Here is a 12,839-nt window from a genome sequence, read left to right on the forward strand (position 1 = left end):
TCTTGGTGAAATACTTGACTTGGACTTATGCATGCTGGTCGAGCAGGCTCACAGGCATGAGTTCGAATCGAAAGGTCGCCCTCGTAGCAGGGGCGGCAGGAGTCATCGGCCGCAACCTCGTCGAGCACCTGGAAACACTCGACGACTGGGAGGTCATCGGGATCTCCAGGCGCGGCGGCGACGACACGGCACGGACCCGCCAGCTGAGGGTCGATCTCCTCGACCGCGAGGACACGCTGTCGAAGCTGGGCGAATTGACCGAGGTCACGCACGTCTTCTACGCCGCATACGCCGATCGTCCCAGCTGGGCGGAGCTGGTGCCGCCGAACCTTGCCATGCTGCGCAACCTCGTGGACGCGGTGGAGCCCGCGGCGGCCGACCTCAAACACATCTCGCTGATGCAGGGCTACAAGGTGTACGGAGCCCACCTCGGCCCGTTCAAGACCCCCGCCAGGGAGGACGACGCGGCGCACATGCCGCCCGAGTTCAACGTCGACCAGCAGGCATTCCTGCAGCAGCGCCAGCGGGCCAGCGCATGGACGTGGTCGGCGTTGCGTCCGTCCGTGGTGTGCGGTTTCGCGCTCGGCAACCCGATGAACCTGGCGATGGTGCTCGCCTGCTACGCCGCCATCTCGGCGGAACTCGGGCTGCCGCTGCGCTTCCCCGGGAAGCCGGGGGCCTACGACAGCCTGCTTGAGATGACCGACGCCGGCCTGCTCGCCAGGGCGACGGTGTGGGCCGCCACGGCCGAGGCTTGCGCGAACCAGGCATTCAACATCAACAACGGTGATCTGTTCCGGTGGAGCGAGCTGTGGCCCAAGATCGCGGCGTACTTCGGGCTGGAGGTGGCGCCCCCGCTGCCGATGTCACTGGAAACCGTCATGGCCGACAAGGAGCCGTTGTGGAACTCGATGGTCGCAAGGCTCGGCCTCGAACCGACCCCCTACGATCAGGTCTCCTCCTGGCGGTTCGGTGACTTCGTGTTCGCCTGGGACTACGACGTGATCGCCGACGGCTCCAAGGCGCGGCGGTTCGGATTCACCGAACACGTCGACACCGAGCGGATGTTCTTCGACATCTTCGACGACCTCCGCAAGCGCAAGATCATCCCGTGAGGCGCGGTCGTGTTCGGGGAATCAGCGCACGGCGACCGAAAGCGCCTGCGCGATCTCCCTGCCGAGCGCGTGAGTGGCCGCCTCGGGCGGCTGGCCGACCTTGACCACGATGGACCCGCCGAAGGGTTGCCGTTCCATCACCTCGATGCGCTCACCCAGCTTGATCGAACGCTGGGCCAGGTATCGCAGCAGGTCGGGGTCGGTGTCCCAGACCCGCACGATCTCGCCGACCGCGCCGGTGGGCAGGTCCTCCAGCAGCCTGGTGGACAGTTCCTCGATGGAGCCGTCGACGGCGGGGATGGGGTCGCCGTGCGGGTCGCGCACCGGGTTGCCGAGTTTGGCGGCGATCCGCTCGACGAGGCGGTCGGAAACGACGTGTTCCAGCTGGTCGGCCTCGGCGTGCACCTCGTCCCACGTGTAACCGAGTTCGGAAACCAGATAGGACTCGATGAGGCGGTGCCTGCGCAGCACGGCCCGCGCGAGCAGCCTGCCCTCCGACGTCAACTCGATACCGCGGTAGGGCACGTGCTCCACGAGTCCCTGCTGCGCGAGTTTCGTGACCATCCCCGACGCCGACGACGGACTCACCTCGAGCCTGCCGGCCAGTGAGGTGTTGGTGACGGGCTCACCACGCTCGGCGAGGCCGTATATCGCCCGCACGTAGTCCTCGATCGACGCCGATCGACGGGTAGCGCCATCAGACATGTCACCTACGATACGGCGAGGCGCCGACGATGCGGTCGCCCGGCGTGGCCGGGTTCCCCGCCGGGTCTCTCACCTCACCCCCGCCAGCGGTAGCGCACCCAGCCGGGAACCGGCTCCGCGCCGAGTTGGGCGTAGAACGCCAGCGCACTGTGGTTGTCCTCGCGCACGTCCCACTCGATCCGCCCTTCGGTGCGGGCACGCAACTCCGTGAGCAGCTCCCTGCCCAGCCCCTTGCGGCGGAACCGCGGCCGCAGGTAGATGTCGTCCAGCCAGATGCCGGGCCGGGCTTCCCAGGTGGAGAAGATCCACGAGCACAGCGCCATTCCGGCCACCTCGCCGTCGGTTTCCGCGACGAGCACCCATGCCTTGGGGTCGGGACCGAACAGGTGCCGTGCCATGTCCGCCCTGTCAAGCCGCAACTCCTCGTTGCCCTCGTAGCGCGCGTGCTCCTCGATGAGCGAGCAGATTTCCTCGATATCGGTGGCGATCGCGTCTCGTACCGGCATTCCGACACACTATCGATCGATCGATCGACTCGGCTACGCTGCCCGGTATGGAGGCCGTGACACTGACCGTCACCGACGGCACAGCCGAGGTGTGGCTCGATCGGCCGGCGCGACTGAACGCGGTCACACCCGGCCTTGTGGACGACCTGCTCGCCGCGCTCGGCCGACTCGCGACGGACAGCGAGGTCCGTGCCGTCGTGCTGGCGGGAAGGGGCCGCGCGTTCTGTGCGGGGCATGATCTGAAGCAGCCTCCGCCGCAGGGCGATTCGCGCGCCCGGCTGGAGCGGTTGCAGCAGGTGACGAGGGCGCTGCGCGCGCTACCGCAACCGGTGATCGCCGCCGTGCACGGCTACGCGATCGGCGCGGGCGCCGAGTTCGCACTCGGCTGCGACCTCGTGCTCGCCGCCGAGGACGCCGTGTTCGGCTTTCCCGAGGCGGGGTTGGGCCTCAGCGTCACCGGAGCGGCTTCCCGCCTGCTTCCGTTGCTGGTCGGGACGTTGCGCGCCAAGGAACTGCTGCTGTTCGGCGAGCGCATCGACGCGGCGAGGGCGGCATCGATCGGGCTGGTCAACGCCGTGGTCGACGGCGAGCGGCTGCTGGAACACGCCAGGGAATGGGCACGGCGGCTGGCGGACAAACCCGCCGCGGCGGTGACGCTGGCCAAACGCGCGGTCGACAGCGGCGTCGACGCCACCGTGGAGGGCGCACTGGAGTTGGAAGTCAGCCACGCACTGCTCACCGAGCACTCCCCCGACGTCGCACGCGCCACCGAGGAGTTCCGGTCGCGATGAGGGAGCAGCACTTGTTCGGCCTGCTCGAGCGGGCCGCACGCCACTGGCCGGACTCGCAGGCCTGGGTGTTCGACGAAACCGGGGAGCGACTCACCTTCGCCGAGATCCTCACCCGCGCCCAACGGCTGGCCCGCGCGCTCGCCGCTCTCGGGGTGGGGCCAGGCGACCGGGTCGCCGTGCTGCTGCGCAACCAGCCGGAGTTCCCGCTGCTGTGGCTGGCGCTCGCGCGGCTGGGCGGCGTGCTCGTGCCGGTCAACACCAACTACCGGGAGTTGGACGGCGAGCACGTGCTGTCGCACTCGGGGGCACGGCTGGTCGTGACGACGCCGGAGTTCACCGACCTGCTCGGCTCGATCGCAGCGAGAACTAGCGTCGAGCGGGTGCTGACGGTGGCGGAACTGACCCTCGACGGTGAGTTGCCCGAGTTCCGGCCGGTGCCGGAGCTGCCCACCAACATCCAGTACACCTCCGGCACGACGGGCTCTCCCAAGGGTTGTGTCCTGCCACACCGTTACTGGACGGCGCTGGCGGCGGACCTGATGGCGCGGCATCCGGCCATCACCGCCGACGACACCATCCTCACCGCACAGCCCTTCCACTACATCGATCCACAGTGGAATGTGGTGTTGGGGCTGGCTTCCGGAGCCAGGCTCGTGGTGCTGGACCGGTTCCACCCCGCCTCGTTCTGGCAGCGCGTACGCGAGCACGGCGTGACCTGGTTCTACTGCCTCGGGTTGATGCCCACGCTCCTGCTGCGCATGCCGCCGTCACCGCTTGACCGGCAGCACCGGGTACGGGCGATCAGCGCCTCGGCGATCCCGCGCGAACTGCACGCCGAACTGGAGCAGCGTTGGGGGGTGGGCTGGTTCGAGGCGTTCGGCATGACCGAGACCGGAGCGGACATCCGGATGGACCCGGCAGACCACGACGAACAACTCGGCACGGGCTGTATCGGGAGAGCCGCCCCACACCGGGAAGTCCTGATCGCCGACGAGCAGGGCAGGCCGGTGCCACGCGGGCAGACCGGTGAACTGCTGATCAGGGGGGTGGGGCTGATGCACGGCTACCACGACGACCCCGACGCCACGGCGCGAGCCTTCCGTGACGGCTGGTTCCACACCGGCGACCTGGCCACGATGGACGGGCAAGGCCGCGTGTTCCACGTGGGCAGGACGAAGGACATGATCCGGCGCAGCGGGGAGAACGTCTCCGCCGCCGAGGTGGAGCACGCGCTGCTGCTGCACCCAAACGTCCGCGCCGTCGCGGTGCTCGGGGTCCCCGACGAGTTGCGCGGTGAGGAGATCATCGCCCACGTCGTCGTGGAGCCGGGTCGCGAACCCGACCCACGCGGGCTCGCCGACTTCTGCGCGAGCAAGCTCGCCTACTTCAAGGTGCCCCGCTACTGGGCCTTCCACGACGAGTTGCCGATGACGGCGTCGGAGCGCGTCGCGAAGGCAAAGCTGCGCACCGAGGCCGCGCGGGCCGAGACGTTCGACACGGTGGAGGGCGCATGGCGCTAGCCAGCGGGCAGCGGGTGCGGCGTGCCGCGGTGAAACTGTTCGCCACCAGGGGTTTCCACGGCACGGGCATCCGCGATCTCGCGCGGGCCGCCAAGCTGTCGTCGGCGAGCCTGTACCACTACATGGGCACCAAGGAGGAACTACTCGCCGACATCATGCGCGACTGCCTGCGCGACCTGATCACCGCGGCCAACGAAGCCCTCGACGGAGTCCAAGATCCACGCGAACGAGTGATCAGGCTGGTCACTCTGCATGTCCGCACTCACGCCAGTCAGCCTGAAGAGACCCGGATCGTGGACAACGAGATCCACGTACTCTCGCCCAACGCGCGACGGTCGGTGATCGCGCTCAGGGACGAGTACGAGCGGTTGTGGGACCAGGCCATCACCGACGGCCTCGCCCAGGGTGTGTTCCGTACCACCCAACCCGCCGTGACCAGGATCGCGCTGCTGGAAATGTGCAACGGAGTGGCGAGGTGGTACTCGCCACGCGGGCAACTTTGCCTCGACGAACTCGGCGCGCACTTCGCCGAGCTGGCCCTGCGCGGCCTCGGCGCTTGCCCTCACGGCTGCACTGAGGGACGCTCGTGGGGTGAGTGAGGAAACCATCCAGCTGGAACTCAACGATGCGGGTGTCTCGCCGGGGCTGCCAATGCCCTCGAACTCGCGTGACCGGATCCAGGACGTGCCGTACCGACCGGTGGAGTTCCGTGACGACGATCTCCCGGCCGCGTTGGAGCGCTGCGCCGGCTGGCTCAGGCAGGCCCAGCAGTGGCTGGGCGAGCCCGTGGACGTGCTGGCCGTCCACCTGGACTACGACGAACGCGACGGATACCCCTATTACGACCTGAAGTTGCTGTGCAACGAGGAGGACCTCGCGGGCGTTCCGCTCGCGCTTCGCGAGCGCAAGGACACCGTGCGCTCCTGACAAGCACCCCGGTAGTCGGTGGTGGGGTCCGGTGGCCCCTTGCGCCGTCGGACCCCACCACCAGGAAGTAGGCGATCGCGGGCTCGCCGAGGTGAGCTAACCGAGGACCCCGCCGACCTTGGCGTGGCCCTTGAGCAGGTTGCGCGCGATGGTACGGCGCTGGATCTCGTCGGTGCCCTCGTAGATCCGCAGCAACCGCAGTTCCCGGTACCAGCGCTCGATCGGCAGCTCACGCGTGTACCCCATGCCGCCGTGGATCTGCAGCACCCTGTCGACGATCTCGTTGGCCTTGAGCCCTCCGTAGAGCTTGGCGATCGACTGCGCGTGCCGGGAGTCCATTCCGGAGTCCACCTGCCAGGCAGCGTGCAACACGAGCCAGCGCAGCGCCTCGATCTCGACACCGGAGTCGGCGATCATCCACTGGATCGCCTGCCGCTGCGCGATCGGCGCGCCGAAGGTGTGCCTGGTGTTGGCGTGGTCGATGGCCATCGTCAGCAGTCGCTCACACGAACCGATCGCCCTGGCGGGGAGCAGGTACCTGCCCCTGCCGATCCACTGCATGGCGAGGTTGAACCCCTGCCCGAGTTCGCCGAGGATCTGGCTTTCCGGCACCCTGACGTCCTCGAACACCAGCGAGGCCGGACCCCATTCGCCCATCGTGTCGATCGGCTCGGAACGCCAGCCCAGCTCCCTGTCCACCAGGAAGCACGTCACCCCGCCGTTGGCGCCCTTGTCCGGGTCGGTGATGGCGAAGACCATCGTGAAGTCGGCCTCGTTTCCGCCGGTGATGAAGGTCTTCTCGCCGTTGATGATCCAGTCGGAACCGTCCTTGCGAGCACTGGTGCGGATCGCCTTCGCGTCCGAACCCGCACCGGGTTCGGTGATGGCGAAGCAGGACTTGCGCTTGCCCTCGATGGTGGGCAGCAGGTAGCGCTGCTTCTGCTCGTCGTTGGCGTAGAACAGGATGTTGTCCGCGGCGCCGCCGAAACGGAACGGCACGAACGTACGGCCGAGTTCCGCCTCCAGCAGCGCGGTCATCACGGCCGAAAGCCCCATACCGCCGTACTCCTGCGGGGTCTGCACGCCCCAGAAACCTGACTCGCGCGCCTTGAACTGCAACTCGGTGAGCTCGTCACCGGTCAGCCCCGGCTGCCCGGCTCGCTCCCTGCGCAGCACTTCCTGTTCCAGCGGCATGAGTTCCCGCTGCACGAACGTGCGCACCCAGTCACGAATCTCGCGTTCCTCGACGCTCAGGCTGAAATCCATGCGCAGACTCCCTCGGCCACTAAGCGGATGCTTAGCGGCAAAGGTAGCGCACGAAGGTGCCCGGCGGCAGTCCCCCCGCCTGCCGAGGCTTTCGTTAGGTTCGACGTGTGACGACATGCGAGGTGTGGTGGGCCACGCCCTTGGACGAGGTAGGCGATCACCTCGCGCTGCTCAACGACCCGGAGCGGCAGCGCTACGAGGCCTACCGCAAGCAGGCCGACAGGGCGAGGTTCCTCACCGCCCGCGTGCTCGCCAAGACGCTGGCGGGACGGCGACTCGGCCGCGGTCCGGCGGCGATCCGCTTCGACGCCACCTGCTCGACCTGCGGCAAGCAACACGGACCTCCCCGGCTGCCCGGCACGGGTATCGCGCTGTCCATCTCGCACGCGGGCGAACGGGTGGGCGTAGCGGTCACCGGCGGCCCTGCGGTAGGGCTGGACGTGGAGTCGACCGGCAGGAGGGCCGACGAGGCGCTCGTGTCGTACACGCTCAACGAAGCCGAGCTGGCCACCTGGCACCAGCTGCCCGAAATGGAGCGCTCCGCCGGGTTCTTCACGTACTGGACGCGCAAGGAGGCCGCCATGAAGGCGGCGGGAAAGGGCCTGATCATCCCGCTGCGCGGGCTCACGATGTCAAGCCCGGGTACGCGGCCACGGTTGCTGGAATCCACCGACACCGCGCTGGACCCCAGCAAGACCCGGATGGCCGATCTCGACCCCGGTCCCGGCTACCGCGCGGCTGTGGCAGTGCTCACCACCGACGAGATCGAGGTCACCGAACGGTGGTGGAGCCCAGCCTCCTCCGGCGACGGACAATGGTAGGCGCGAGGTCGCGGCGAGCCGTCGTGGCCCGCCCGACCTGGAGGTGCGACCCGTGGCCGACTCGAGCGCCGAAGGAACGACCGCCGAGGCGTCGATCCGGCTGCTCGAGGACTACACGGCACGCGACTTCTTCCTCGCCACCGAGAACGCCACGCTGCTCGGTTCCGGCGTGGCGGCGGCGCTGACCGACCCCGACGAGATCAGGCTCTCGCAGCGGGTGGCAACGGCGCTGGGCGACGGCATCGCGCCGATCGCGGTGGGTGCGTTGCCGTTCGACAGCGCGGAGGGGACACCGGGACGGATGGTGTTGCCACGGCGCACGAGACGGGCAGGTCCCATGCACCCGGCCGTGGACGCCCTACCGCGCAGGCGGGTCGCTCCGCCGACGAACGCACGCCCGGTCCCGGAGCCACGGCGACACGCCGACGCGGTCGCCCGTGCGGTCGCGGCGCTGCGCGACCGCGGACTTCGCAAGGTCGTGCTCGCACGGGCACTGGACGTCGAGTTCGGCGGCGGCGTCTCTGCGGAGGCGATCCTGCACAACCTCGTCAAGGACAACCCTGGCGGCTACACCTTCGCGGCCGGGTTGCCAGGGGGGCGTGCGCTCGTGGGCTCCAGCCCTGAGCTGCTGCTCTCCCGGCGGGGACACCGGGTCGTGTCACTGCCGCATGCCGGGTCGCTGCCCCGCTCGGCCGATCCGGTGACCGACACCGAGAACGGCAAGGCGCTGCTGTCCTCCCGCAAGGACCACATCGAGCATGCCGTACTGGCCGAGGCGGTGGTGGAGACGCTGCGGCCGTTCTGCCGAAAGCTCGACGTGCCCGAGATGCCGGAACTGGTGTCCACGCCGACGATGTGGCACCTACGCACCAAGATCACCGGAGAACTGGTGGACCGAGACGTGACCGCGCTGCGACTGGCCGCCGCGTTGCACCCCACCCCGGCGATCTGCGGCACCCCGACCGGGCTGGCCAGGGAACTGGTCACCGAACTGGAGCCGTTCGAGCGCGGCTACTACGCGGGCACCGTCGGCTGGGTGAACGCCGAGGGCGACGGCGAGTGGGCTGTGTCGATCCGGTGCGCGGAGGTCGGGAACTCGGCACTGCGGCTCTACGCGGGCGGAGGGATCGTGCCGGAGTCCGACCCGTGGGCAGAGCTGGAAGAGACATCGGCCAAGTTCGCCACGTTGCTGAGGGCGATGGGCCTGCCTCGTGAGTGGTTAGCGGAGTTGTAGGCGTCCCCACCAACCACCCACGAGCCACCGCTCACTTGAGCGCGTTGATGAGCGCCTCGCGCTGGCGCTCACCGAGGCCCGCCGCGCGCCGGTCCGGGTCGATACCCGCCTGTTCGAGCAACGCGGCCACCTTGACCTGGCCAAGTCCGGGGACGGCCTTCAGCAACTGGGTGACCTTCGTCTTTCCGACGGTCTTGTCGTCCTTGGCCCGCATGAGCACCTTGTCGATGCTCTCCCTTCCGGACTTGATGGACGCGAGCAGCTCCGAGCGTGCCTTGCGGGCCTCAGCCGCCTTGGCCAGGGCTTCCGCCCGCTGCTGCGGAGTCAACGTGGGCAAAGCCAACGTAGTGTTCCTTTCTTCTCGGGTGTCCGCGTAACTAGCGGCGACGAACCAGGTGCGAAGGGTGCTTGCCCGAGCAAGCGCTGGCCAGGCCGTCTGTTACCACCGCCCCAGTAAACGCCAACATCCGCTGCACCGCGAAGCCGACACGCGATGACCGCCCGACCGGGCCATACCTGGTCAGCGGCCTGTAACGCGGTTCGCATCGCCCAGCCCCGTTGCGTAACCGTTGTGCACTCGGCACATGCCGCGTGGCCGAGGACCGGACTAAAGTCGCGCCTAACCCGAGTTCACCGACGAACCACCGGCAGGAGCCACCATGCTGAGCACGATGCAGGACGACCAGCTCTCCATCGCCAACCTGCTGCGCCACGGCTCGAAGCTGCACGCGGACAGCGCCGTGGTGACCTGGAACGGGTCGGAAGGCGTGCGCAAGACCTACGGCGAGATCGGAAGGCGAGCGGCGCAGCTGGCCAACGCCCTGCGCGGACTCGGCATCACCGGCGACCAGCGCGTCGGCACGTTCATGTGGAACAACGCCGAACACCTCGAGGCATACCTGGCCATCCCGGCCATGGGAGCGGTGCTGCACACGCTGAACATCCGGCTGTTCCCCGAGCAACTCGTCTTCGTGGCCAACCACGCCGAGGACCACGTCATCATCGTCGACGGCACGCTGGTGCCGCTGCTGGCCAAGCAGTTGCCGCACATGAAGACGGTCCAGCACGTGATCGTCGCCAACGGCGATCCCGCCGCGCTGGAGGCGCCGAGCGGGGTGCGGGTGCACTCCTACGACGAGCTGCTCACCGGGCAACCGGAGACCTTCGACTGGCCGGTCATCGACGAACGTTCCGCCGCCGCGATGTGTTACACCTCGGGCACCACCGGTGACCCCAAGGGTGTCGTCTACTCCCACCGCTCGATCTGGCTGCACTCGATGCAGGTGTGCATGAGCGACAGCATGCGGCTGAGCGAGGCGGACAAGGCGCTGGTGATCGTGCCGATGTTCCACGCGATGTCGTGGGGCATGCCCTACGCCGCGTTCATGGTCGGCGCCTCGATGGTCATGCCGGACCGGTTCCTGCAGCCCGAGCCGATCGCGGCGATGCTCGCGGCCGAGCGGCCGACATTCGCGGGCGCCGTGCCGACCATCTGGCAGGGCCTGCTGCAACAACTCGACGCCAACCCGCAGGACATCTCGCACCTGCGGGAGGTCGTGGTCGGCGGCTCCGCCGCGCCACCCGCGATGATGCACGCGTTCGAGGAGCGCTACGGGGTGCCGATCCTGCACGCCTGGGGCATGACGGAGACCTCTCCGCTGGGCAGCGTGGCACGGCCGCCTTCGACGGCGACGGGCGAACAGGCCTGGCGGTACCGCTACACGCAGGGACGCTTCCCCGCGTCGGTGCGCGCACGGCTCATCGACGACAACGGCGAGGAGGTCCCGTGGGACGGCGAGAGCGTCGGCGAACTGGAGGTGGCCGGGCCGTGGATCGCGGGCTCCTACTACGGCGACGCGGACCCGGACAAGTTCCACGACGGCTGGCTGCGCACCGGCGACGTCGGCAAGATCACCCCGGACGGCTATCTGACACTCACCGACCGCGCCAAGGACGTCATCAAGTCGGGTGGTGAGTGGATCTCCTCCGTGGACCTGGAGAACCACGTGATGGCACATCCCGCGGTGGCGGAGGCCGCCGTGGTGGGTGTGCCGGACGAGAAGTGGGACGAGCGGCCGCTCGTGGCCGTCGTCGTCAGGGAGGGCCAGGCGGTCACCGCCGAGGAACTGCGAGAGTTCCTCAAGGACAAGGTGGCCAAGTGGCAACTGCCCGAGCACTGGACCTTCGTGGAAGAGGTTCCCAAGACCAGCGTCGGCAAGTTCGACAAGAAGCGACTCAGGGCCGCCCACGCCGAGGGCAAGCTCGATGTGAGCCACTTCTGACGCGGCGGCCGCATTACCCCGCGGGTAATCGACGGGGTGCTGCCGCCCGAGGCAGGGTCGTCGCCATGGACGAACAAGCCACGAAGCTCATCCACCAGGCCATGCCGTTCGCGCAGCGGCTGGGCATCGAGGTCCTCGAGCATTCCAAGGACCTCGTCCGCACCCGGCTCGCGTGGGAGCATTCGCTGACCACGCTCGGCGAGAGCATGCACGGCGGCGCCCTGATGTCGCTCGCCGACGCCACCGGTGCGGCCCTGGCGTACTCCAACATCCCGCGGGGCGCGCAGGGCACCACGACGATCGAGTCACGGACGAGCTTCCTTCGCCCCATCGGCAGCGGCCACGCCACCGCCTCGGCCCGGCCGCTGCACGTGGGCAGGCGTGTGATCGTGGTCGAGACCGAGATCCATACCGACACCGGGCGGCTCGCGGCGAAGGTGACGCAGACGCAGGCCGTCATCTGACGAGGACGAGGGCAGCCGAAACGATCGATTACCACGAGACCCGCGGTCCGCGCGGTTTCCTGCGTGGGAAACCGCGCGGGCTGCGCGCCGGCGAGCAGGGGTTGAGCATCCACGAACCCGTGGGCACGGTCAGCGGTTTCGAGTACGGGTACTGGACCTGCGAGCCGCGCGTGCCTGCTTCCGGCGCCACCGAGCTGATCGCGTCGTGGAACGCGCGCACACCCGAGGACACGTGGTTGCGTGTCGAGGCGGCCGCGCGCACCCGCGACGGCGAGCACACCCGGTGGTACGTGCTCGCCGACTGGGCGTACGGGGACCGCGACATCAGGCGCACCAGCGTTGCGGGGCAACGCGACGCGCACGGCAGCGTCGACGTGGACACGCTCGCGGCCGCGCCGGGCGTCACATTCGTCTCCTACCGGCTCAGGGTCACCCTGCACCGCCGCGAGGGCAGCCGGGCGACGCCGACGCTGACGGCCGTGGGGGCGATGGCGTCGCGACTGGCCGAGCGATTCGAGGTGGCGACCAGCGAGCCGCAGCGCGATGGCGGGTTCGAACTCGCGGTGCCACGATTCGCCCAGTACGTGCACCGGGGCCGCTTCGTGGAGTACGGCGGAGGTGGCGAGCACTGGTGCAGTCCAGCGGCCACCGAGATGGTGGTGGAGTACTGGGGCAAGGGTCCGTCCGAGCGGGAACTGTCGTGGCTGCCGAGTGACTGCCCCGACCCCGGCGTGGTGCACGCGGCGCGCCACACCTACGACTACGCCTACCAGGGCACCGGCAACTGGCCGTTCAACACTGCCTACGCCGCTCACTACGGTCTCAATGCGCGGGTCACCCGGCTGCCGGACCTGGCCGAACTGCGGCGCCATGTCGCGAGCGGAGTTCCGGTGATCACCTCGCTTTCGTTTCGGCGCGACGAGTTGGACGGCGCGGGCTACGGCAGCGCGGGGCACCTGATGGTGGTGGCCGGGTTCACCGACAGCGGTGACGTGATCGTCAACGACCCGGCGGGCGAGACCGCCGACGCGGTGCGCAGGGTGTACCCACGCGCGCAGTTCGAAACCGCCTGGCAGCGCACCAGGCGTCTCGACGACGAAGGCAGGGTCAGACCCGGGCCAGGTGGGATCGTCTACCTCATCACCCCGTGAGACGGCAAGGCGGTTTCCGGTCAACGCAACCTGCGTGCGCAAATCCATTCGGATGTC

At 68.8% G+C, this 12,839-nt stretch carries 14 protein-coding genes; 10 read left to right on the top strand and 4 right to left on the bottom strand.

The features are described from left to right. Positions 1-56: 56 nt before the first annotated feature. Entirely contained in the window at positions 57-1,115 is a 1,059-nt protein-coding gene (locus tag SACMADRAFT_RS22990; protein WP_009156250.1) for an SDR family oxidoreductase, read from the top strand. Between the two features lie 21 nt (positions 1,116-1,136). Here SACMADRAFT_RS22990 and SACMADRAFT_RS22995 read toward each other — a convergent pair whose 3' ends face one another. Then, positions 1,137-1,820, bottom strand: coding sequence for a metal-dependent transcriptional regulator (locus SACMADRAFT_RS22995; RefSeq protein WP_009156251.1), 684 nt, complete (start codon positions 1,818-1,820; stop codon positions 1,137-1,139). Between the two features lie 74 nt (positions 1,821-1,894). Continuing rightward, positions 1,895-2,326 carry a GNAT family N-acetyltransferase gene (locus SACMADRAFT_RS23000; protein WP_009156252.1) on the bottom strand — a complete coding sequence of 144 codons (432 nt, stop codon included), beginning with the start codon at positions 2,324-2,326 and terminating at the stop codon, positions 1,895-1,897. Positions 2,327-2,373: 47 nt separating this feature from the next. Here SACMADRAFT_RS23000 and SACMADRAFT_RS23005 point away from each other — a divergent pair, with 47 nt between their 5' ends. The 4 genes from SACMADRAFT_RS23005 to SACMADRAFT_RS23020 are packed head-to-tail and all read left to right on the top strand — an operon-like array spanning position 2,374 to position 5,564. Beyond that, positions 2,374-3,117: an enoyl-CoA hydratase/isomerase family protein gene (locus SACMADRAFT_RS23005; RefSeq protein WP_009156253.1), complete on the top strand. Its 744-nt coding sequence runs from the start codon at positions 2,374-2,376 to the stop codon at positions 3,115-3,117. Continuing rightward, complete coding sequence (locus SACMADRAFT_RS23010) at positions 3,114-4,637, top strand: AMP-binding protein (protein ID WP_009156254.1); 1,524 nt, start codon at positions 3,114-3,116, stop codon at positions 4,635-4,637. Before SACMADRAFT_RS23005 ends, SACMADRAFT_RS23010 begins: the two co-directional genes overlap by 4 nt. Next, positions 4,628-5,236 (top strand): TetR/AcrR family transcriptional regulator, encoded by a 609-nt coding sequence (locus SACMADRAFT_RS23015; RefSeq protein WP_009156255.1) that lies wholly within the window; start codon positions 4,628-4,630, stop codon positions 5,234-5,236. Before SACMADRAFT_RS23010 ends, SACMADRAFT_RS23015 begins: the two co-directional genes overlap by 10 nt. Beyond that, the gene (locus tag SACMADRAFT_RS23020; RefSeq protein WP_009156256.1) at positions 5,229-5,564 is read left to right on the top strand and encodes a hypothetical protein; all 336 of its coding nucleotides are present in this window, start codon (positions 5,229-5,231) and stop codon (positions 5,562-5,564) included. The genes SACMADRAFT_RS23015 and SACMADRAFT_RS23020 overlap by 8 nt, the downstream gene beginning before the upstream one ends. 96 nt (positions 5,565-5,660) lie before the next feature. Here the strand turns inward: SACMADRAFT_RS23020 and SACMADRAFT_RS23025 are convergent, their stop codons facing one another. Beyond that, the gene (locus SACMADRAFT_RS23025; RefSeq protein WP_009156257.1) at positions 5,661-6,830 is read right to left on the bottom strand and encodes an acyl-CoA dehydrogenase family protein; all 1,170 of its coding nucleotides are present in this window, start codon (positions 6,828-6,830) and stop codon (positions 5,661-5,663) included. 107 nt (positions 6,831-6,937) lie between these two features. On the opposite strand from SACMADRAFT_RS23025, the gene SACMADRAFT_RS23030 reads away from it, so the two are divergent. Both SACMADRAFT_RS23030 and SACMADRAFT_RS23035 read left to right on the top strand, forming a co-directional pair. Continuing rightward, positions 6,938-7,651: a 4'-phosphopantetheinyl transferase family protein gene (locus SACMADRAFT_RS23030; RefSeq protein ID WP_009156258.1), complete on the top strand. Its 714-nt coding sequence runs from the start codon at positions 6,938-6,940 to the stop codon at positions 7,649-7,651. Positions 7,652-7,703: 52 nt separating this feature from the next. After that, a complete protein-coding gene (locus SACMADRAFT_RS23035; RefSeq protein WP_009156259.1) occupies positions 7,704-8,885 on the top strand; it encodes an isochorismate synthase in 1,182 nt (393 codons plus the stop codon). A gap of 31 nt (positions 8,886-8,916) precedes the next feature. On the opposite strand, the gene mihF is transcribed toward SACMADRAFT_RS23035, so the two are convergent. Beyond that, positions 8,917-9,228 (bottom strand): integration host factor, actinobacterial type, encoded by a 312-nt coding sequence (gene mihF, locus SACMADRAFT_RS23040; RefSeq protein ID WP_009156260.1) that lies wholly within the window; start codon positions 9,226-9,228, stop codon positions 8,917-8,919. A gap of 316 nt (positions 9,229-9,544) precedes the next feature. Here mihF and SACMADRAFT_RS23045 point away from each other — a divergent pair, with 316 nt between their 5' ends. From SACMADRAFT_RS23045 to SACMADRAFT_RS23055, 3 genes are all read left to right on the top strand, one after another. Continuing rightward, positions 9,545-11,167: a long-chain fatty acid--CoA ligase gene (locus SACMADRAFT_RS23045; protein ID WP_009156261.1), complete on the top strand. Its 1,623-nt coding sequence runs from the start codon at positions 9,545-9,547 to the stop codon at positions 11,165-11,167. 65 nt (positions 11,168-11,232) lie between these two features. Continuing rightward, positions 11,233-11,631 carry a PaaI family thioesterase gene (locus tag SACMADRAFT_RS23050; RefSeq protein ID WP_009156262.1) on the top strand — a complete coding sequence of 133 codons (399 nt, stop codon included), beginning with the start codon at positions 11,233-11,235 and terminating at the stop codon, positions 11,629-11,631. A 101-nt stretch (positions 11,632-11,732) separates the two neighbouring features. Continuing rightward, on the top strand, positions 11,733-12,782 hold the full coding sequence (locus SACMADRAFT_RS23055; protein ID WP_332307170.1) for a peptidase C39 family protein: 1,050 nt from the start codon (positions 11,733-11,735) through the stop codon (positions 12,780-12,782). Positions 12,783-12,839: the final 57 nt, after the last annotated feature.

The sequence above is a fragment of the Saccharomonospora marina XMU15 genome (genome assembly GCF_000244955.1).
Lineage (GTDB): Bacteria > Actinomycetota > Actinomycetes > Mycobacteriales > Pseudonocardiaceae > Saccharomonospora_A > Saccharomonospora_A marina.

Coding starts and splice junctions, on each gene's coding strand:
- SACMADRAFT_RS23005 (WP_009156253.1), top strand. CDS start 2,374: ATGGAGGCCGTGACACTGACCGTCACCGACGGCACAGCCGAGGTGTGG.
- SACMADRAFT_RS23045 (WP_009156261.1), top strand. CDS start 9,545: ATGCTGAGCACGATGCAGGACGACCAGCTCTCCATCGCCAACCTGCTG.
- SACMADRAFT_RS22990 (WP_009156250.1), top strand. CDS start 57: ATGAGTTCGAATCGAAAGGTCGCCCTCGTAGCAGGGGCGGCAGGAGTC.
- SACMADRAFT_RS23000 (WP_009156252.1), bottom strand. CDS start 2,326: ATGCCGGTACGAGACGCGATCGCCACCGATATCGAGGAAATCTGCTCG.
- SACMADRAFT_RS23015 (WP_009156255.1), top strand. CDS start 4,628: ATGGCGCTAGCCAGCGGGCAGCGGGTGCGGCGTGCCGCGGTGAAACTG.
- SACMADRAFT_RS23050 (WP_009156262.1), top strand. CDS start 11,233: ATGGACGAACAAGCCACGAAGCTCATCCACCAGGCCATGCCGTTCGCG.
- SACMADRAFT_RS23010 (WP_009156254.1), top strand. CDS start 3,114: ATGAGGGAGCAGCACTTGTTCGGCCTGCTCGAGCGGGCCGCACGCCAC.
- SACMADRAFT_RS22995 (WP_009156251.1), bottom strand. CDS start 1,820: ATGTCTGATGGCGCTACCCGTCGATCGGCGTCGATCGAGGACTACGTG.
- SACMADRAFT_RS23025 (WP_009156257.1), bottom strand. CDS start 6,830: ATGGATTTCAGCCTGAGCGTCGAGGAACGCGAGATTCGTGACTGGGTG.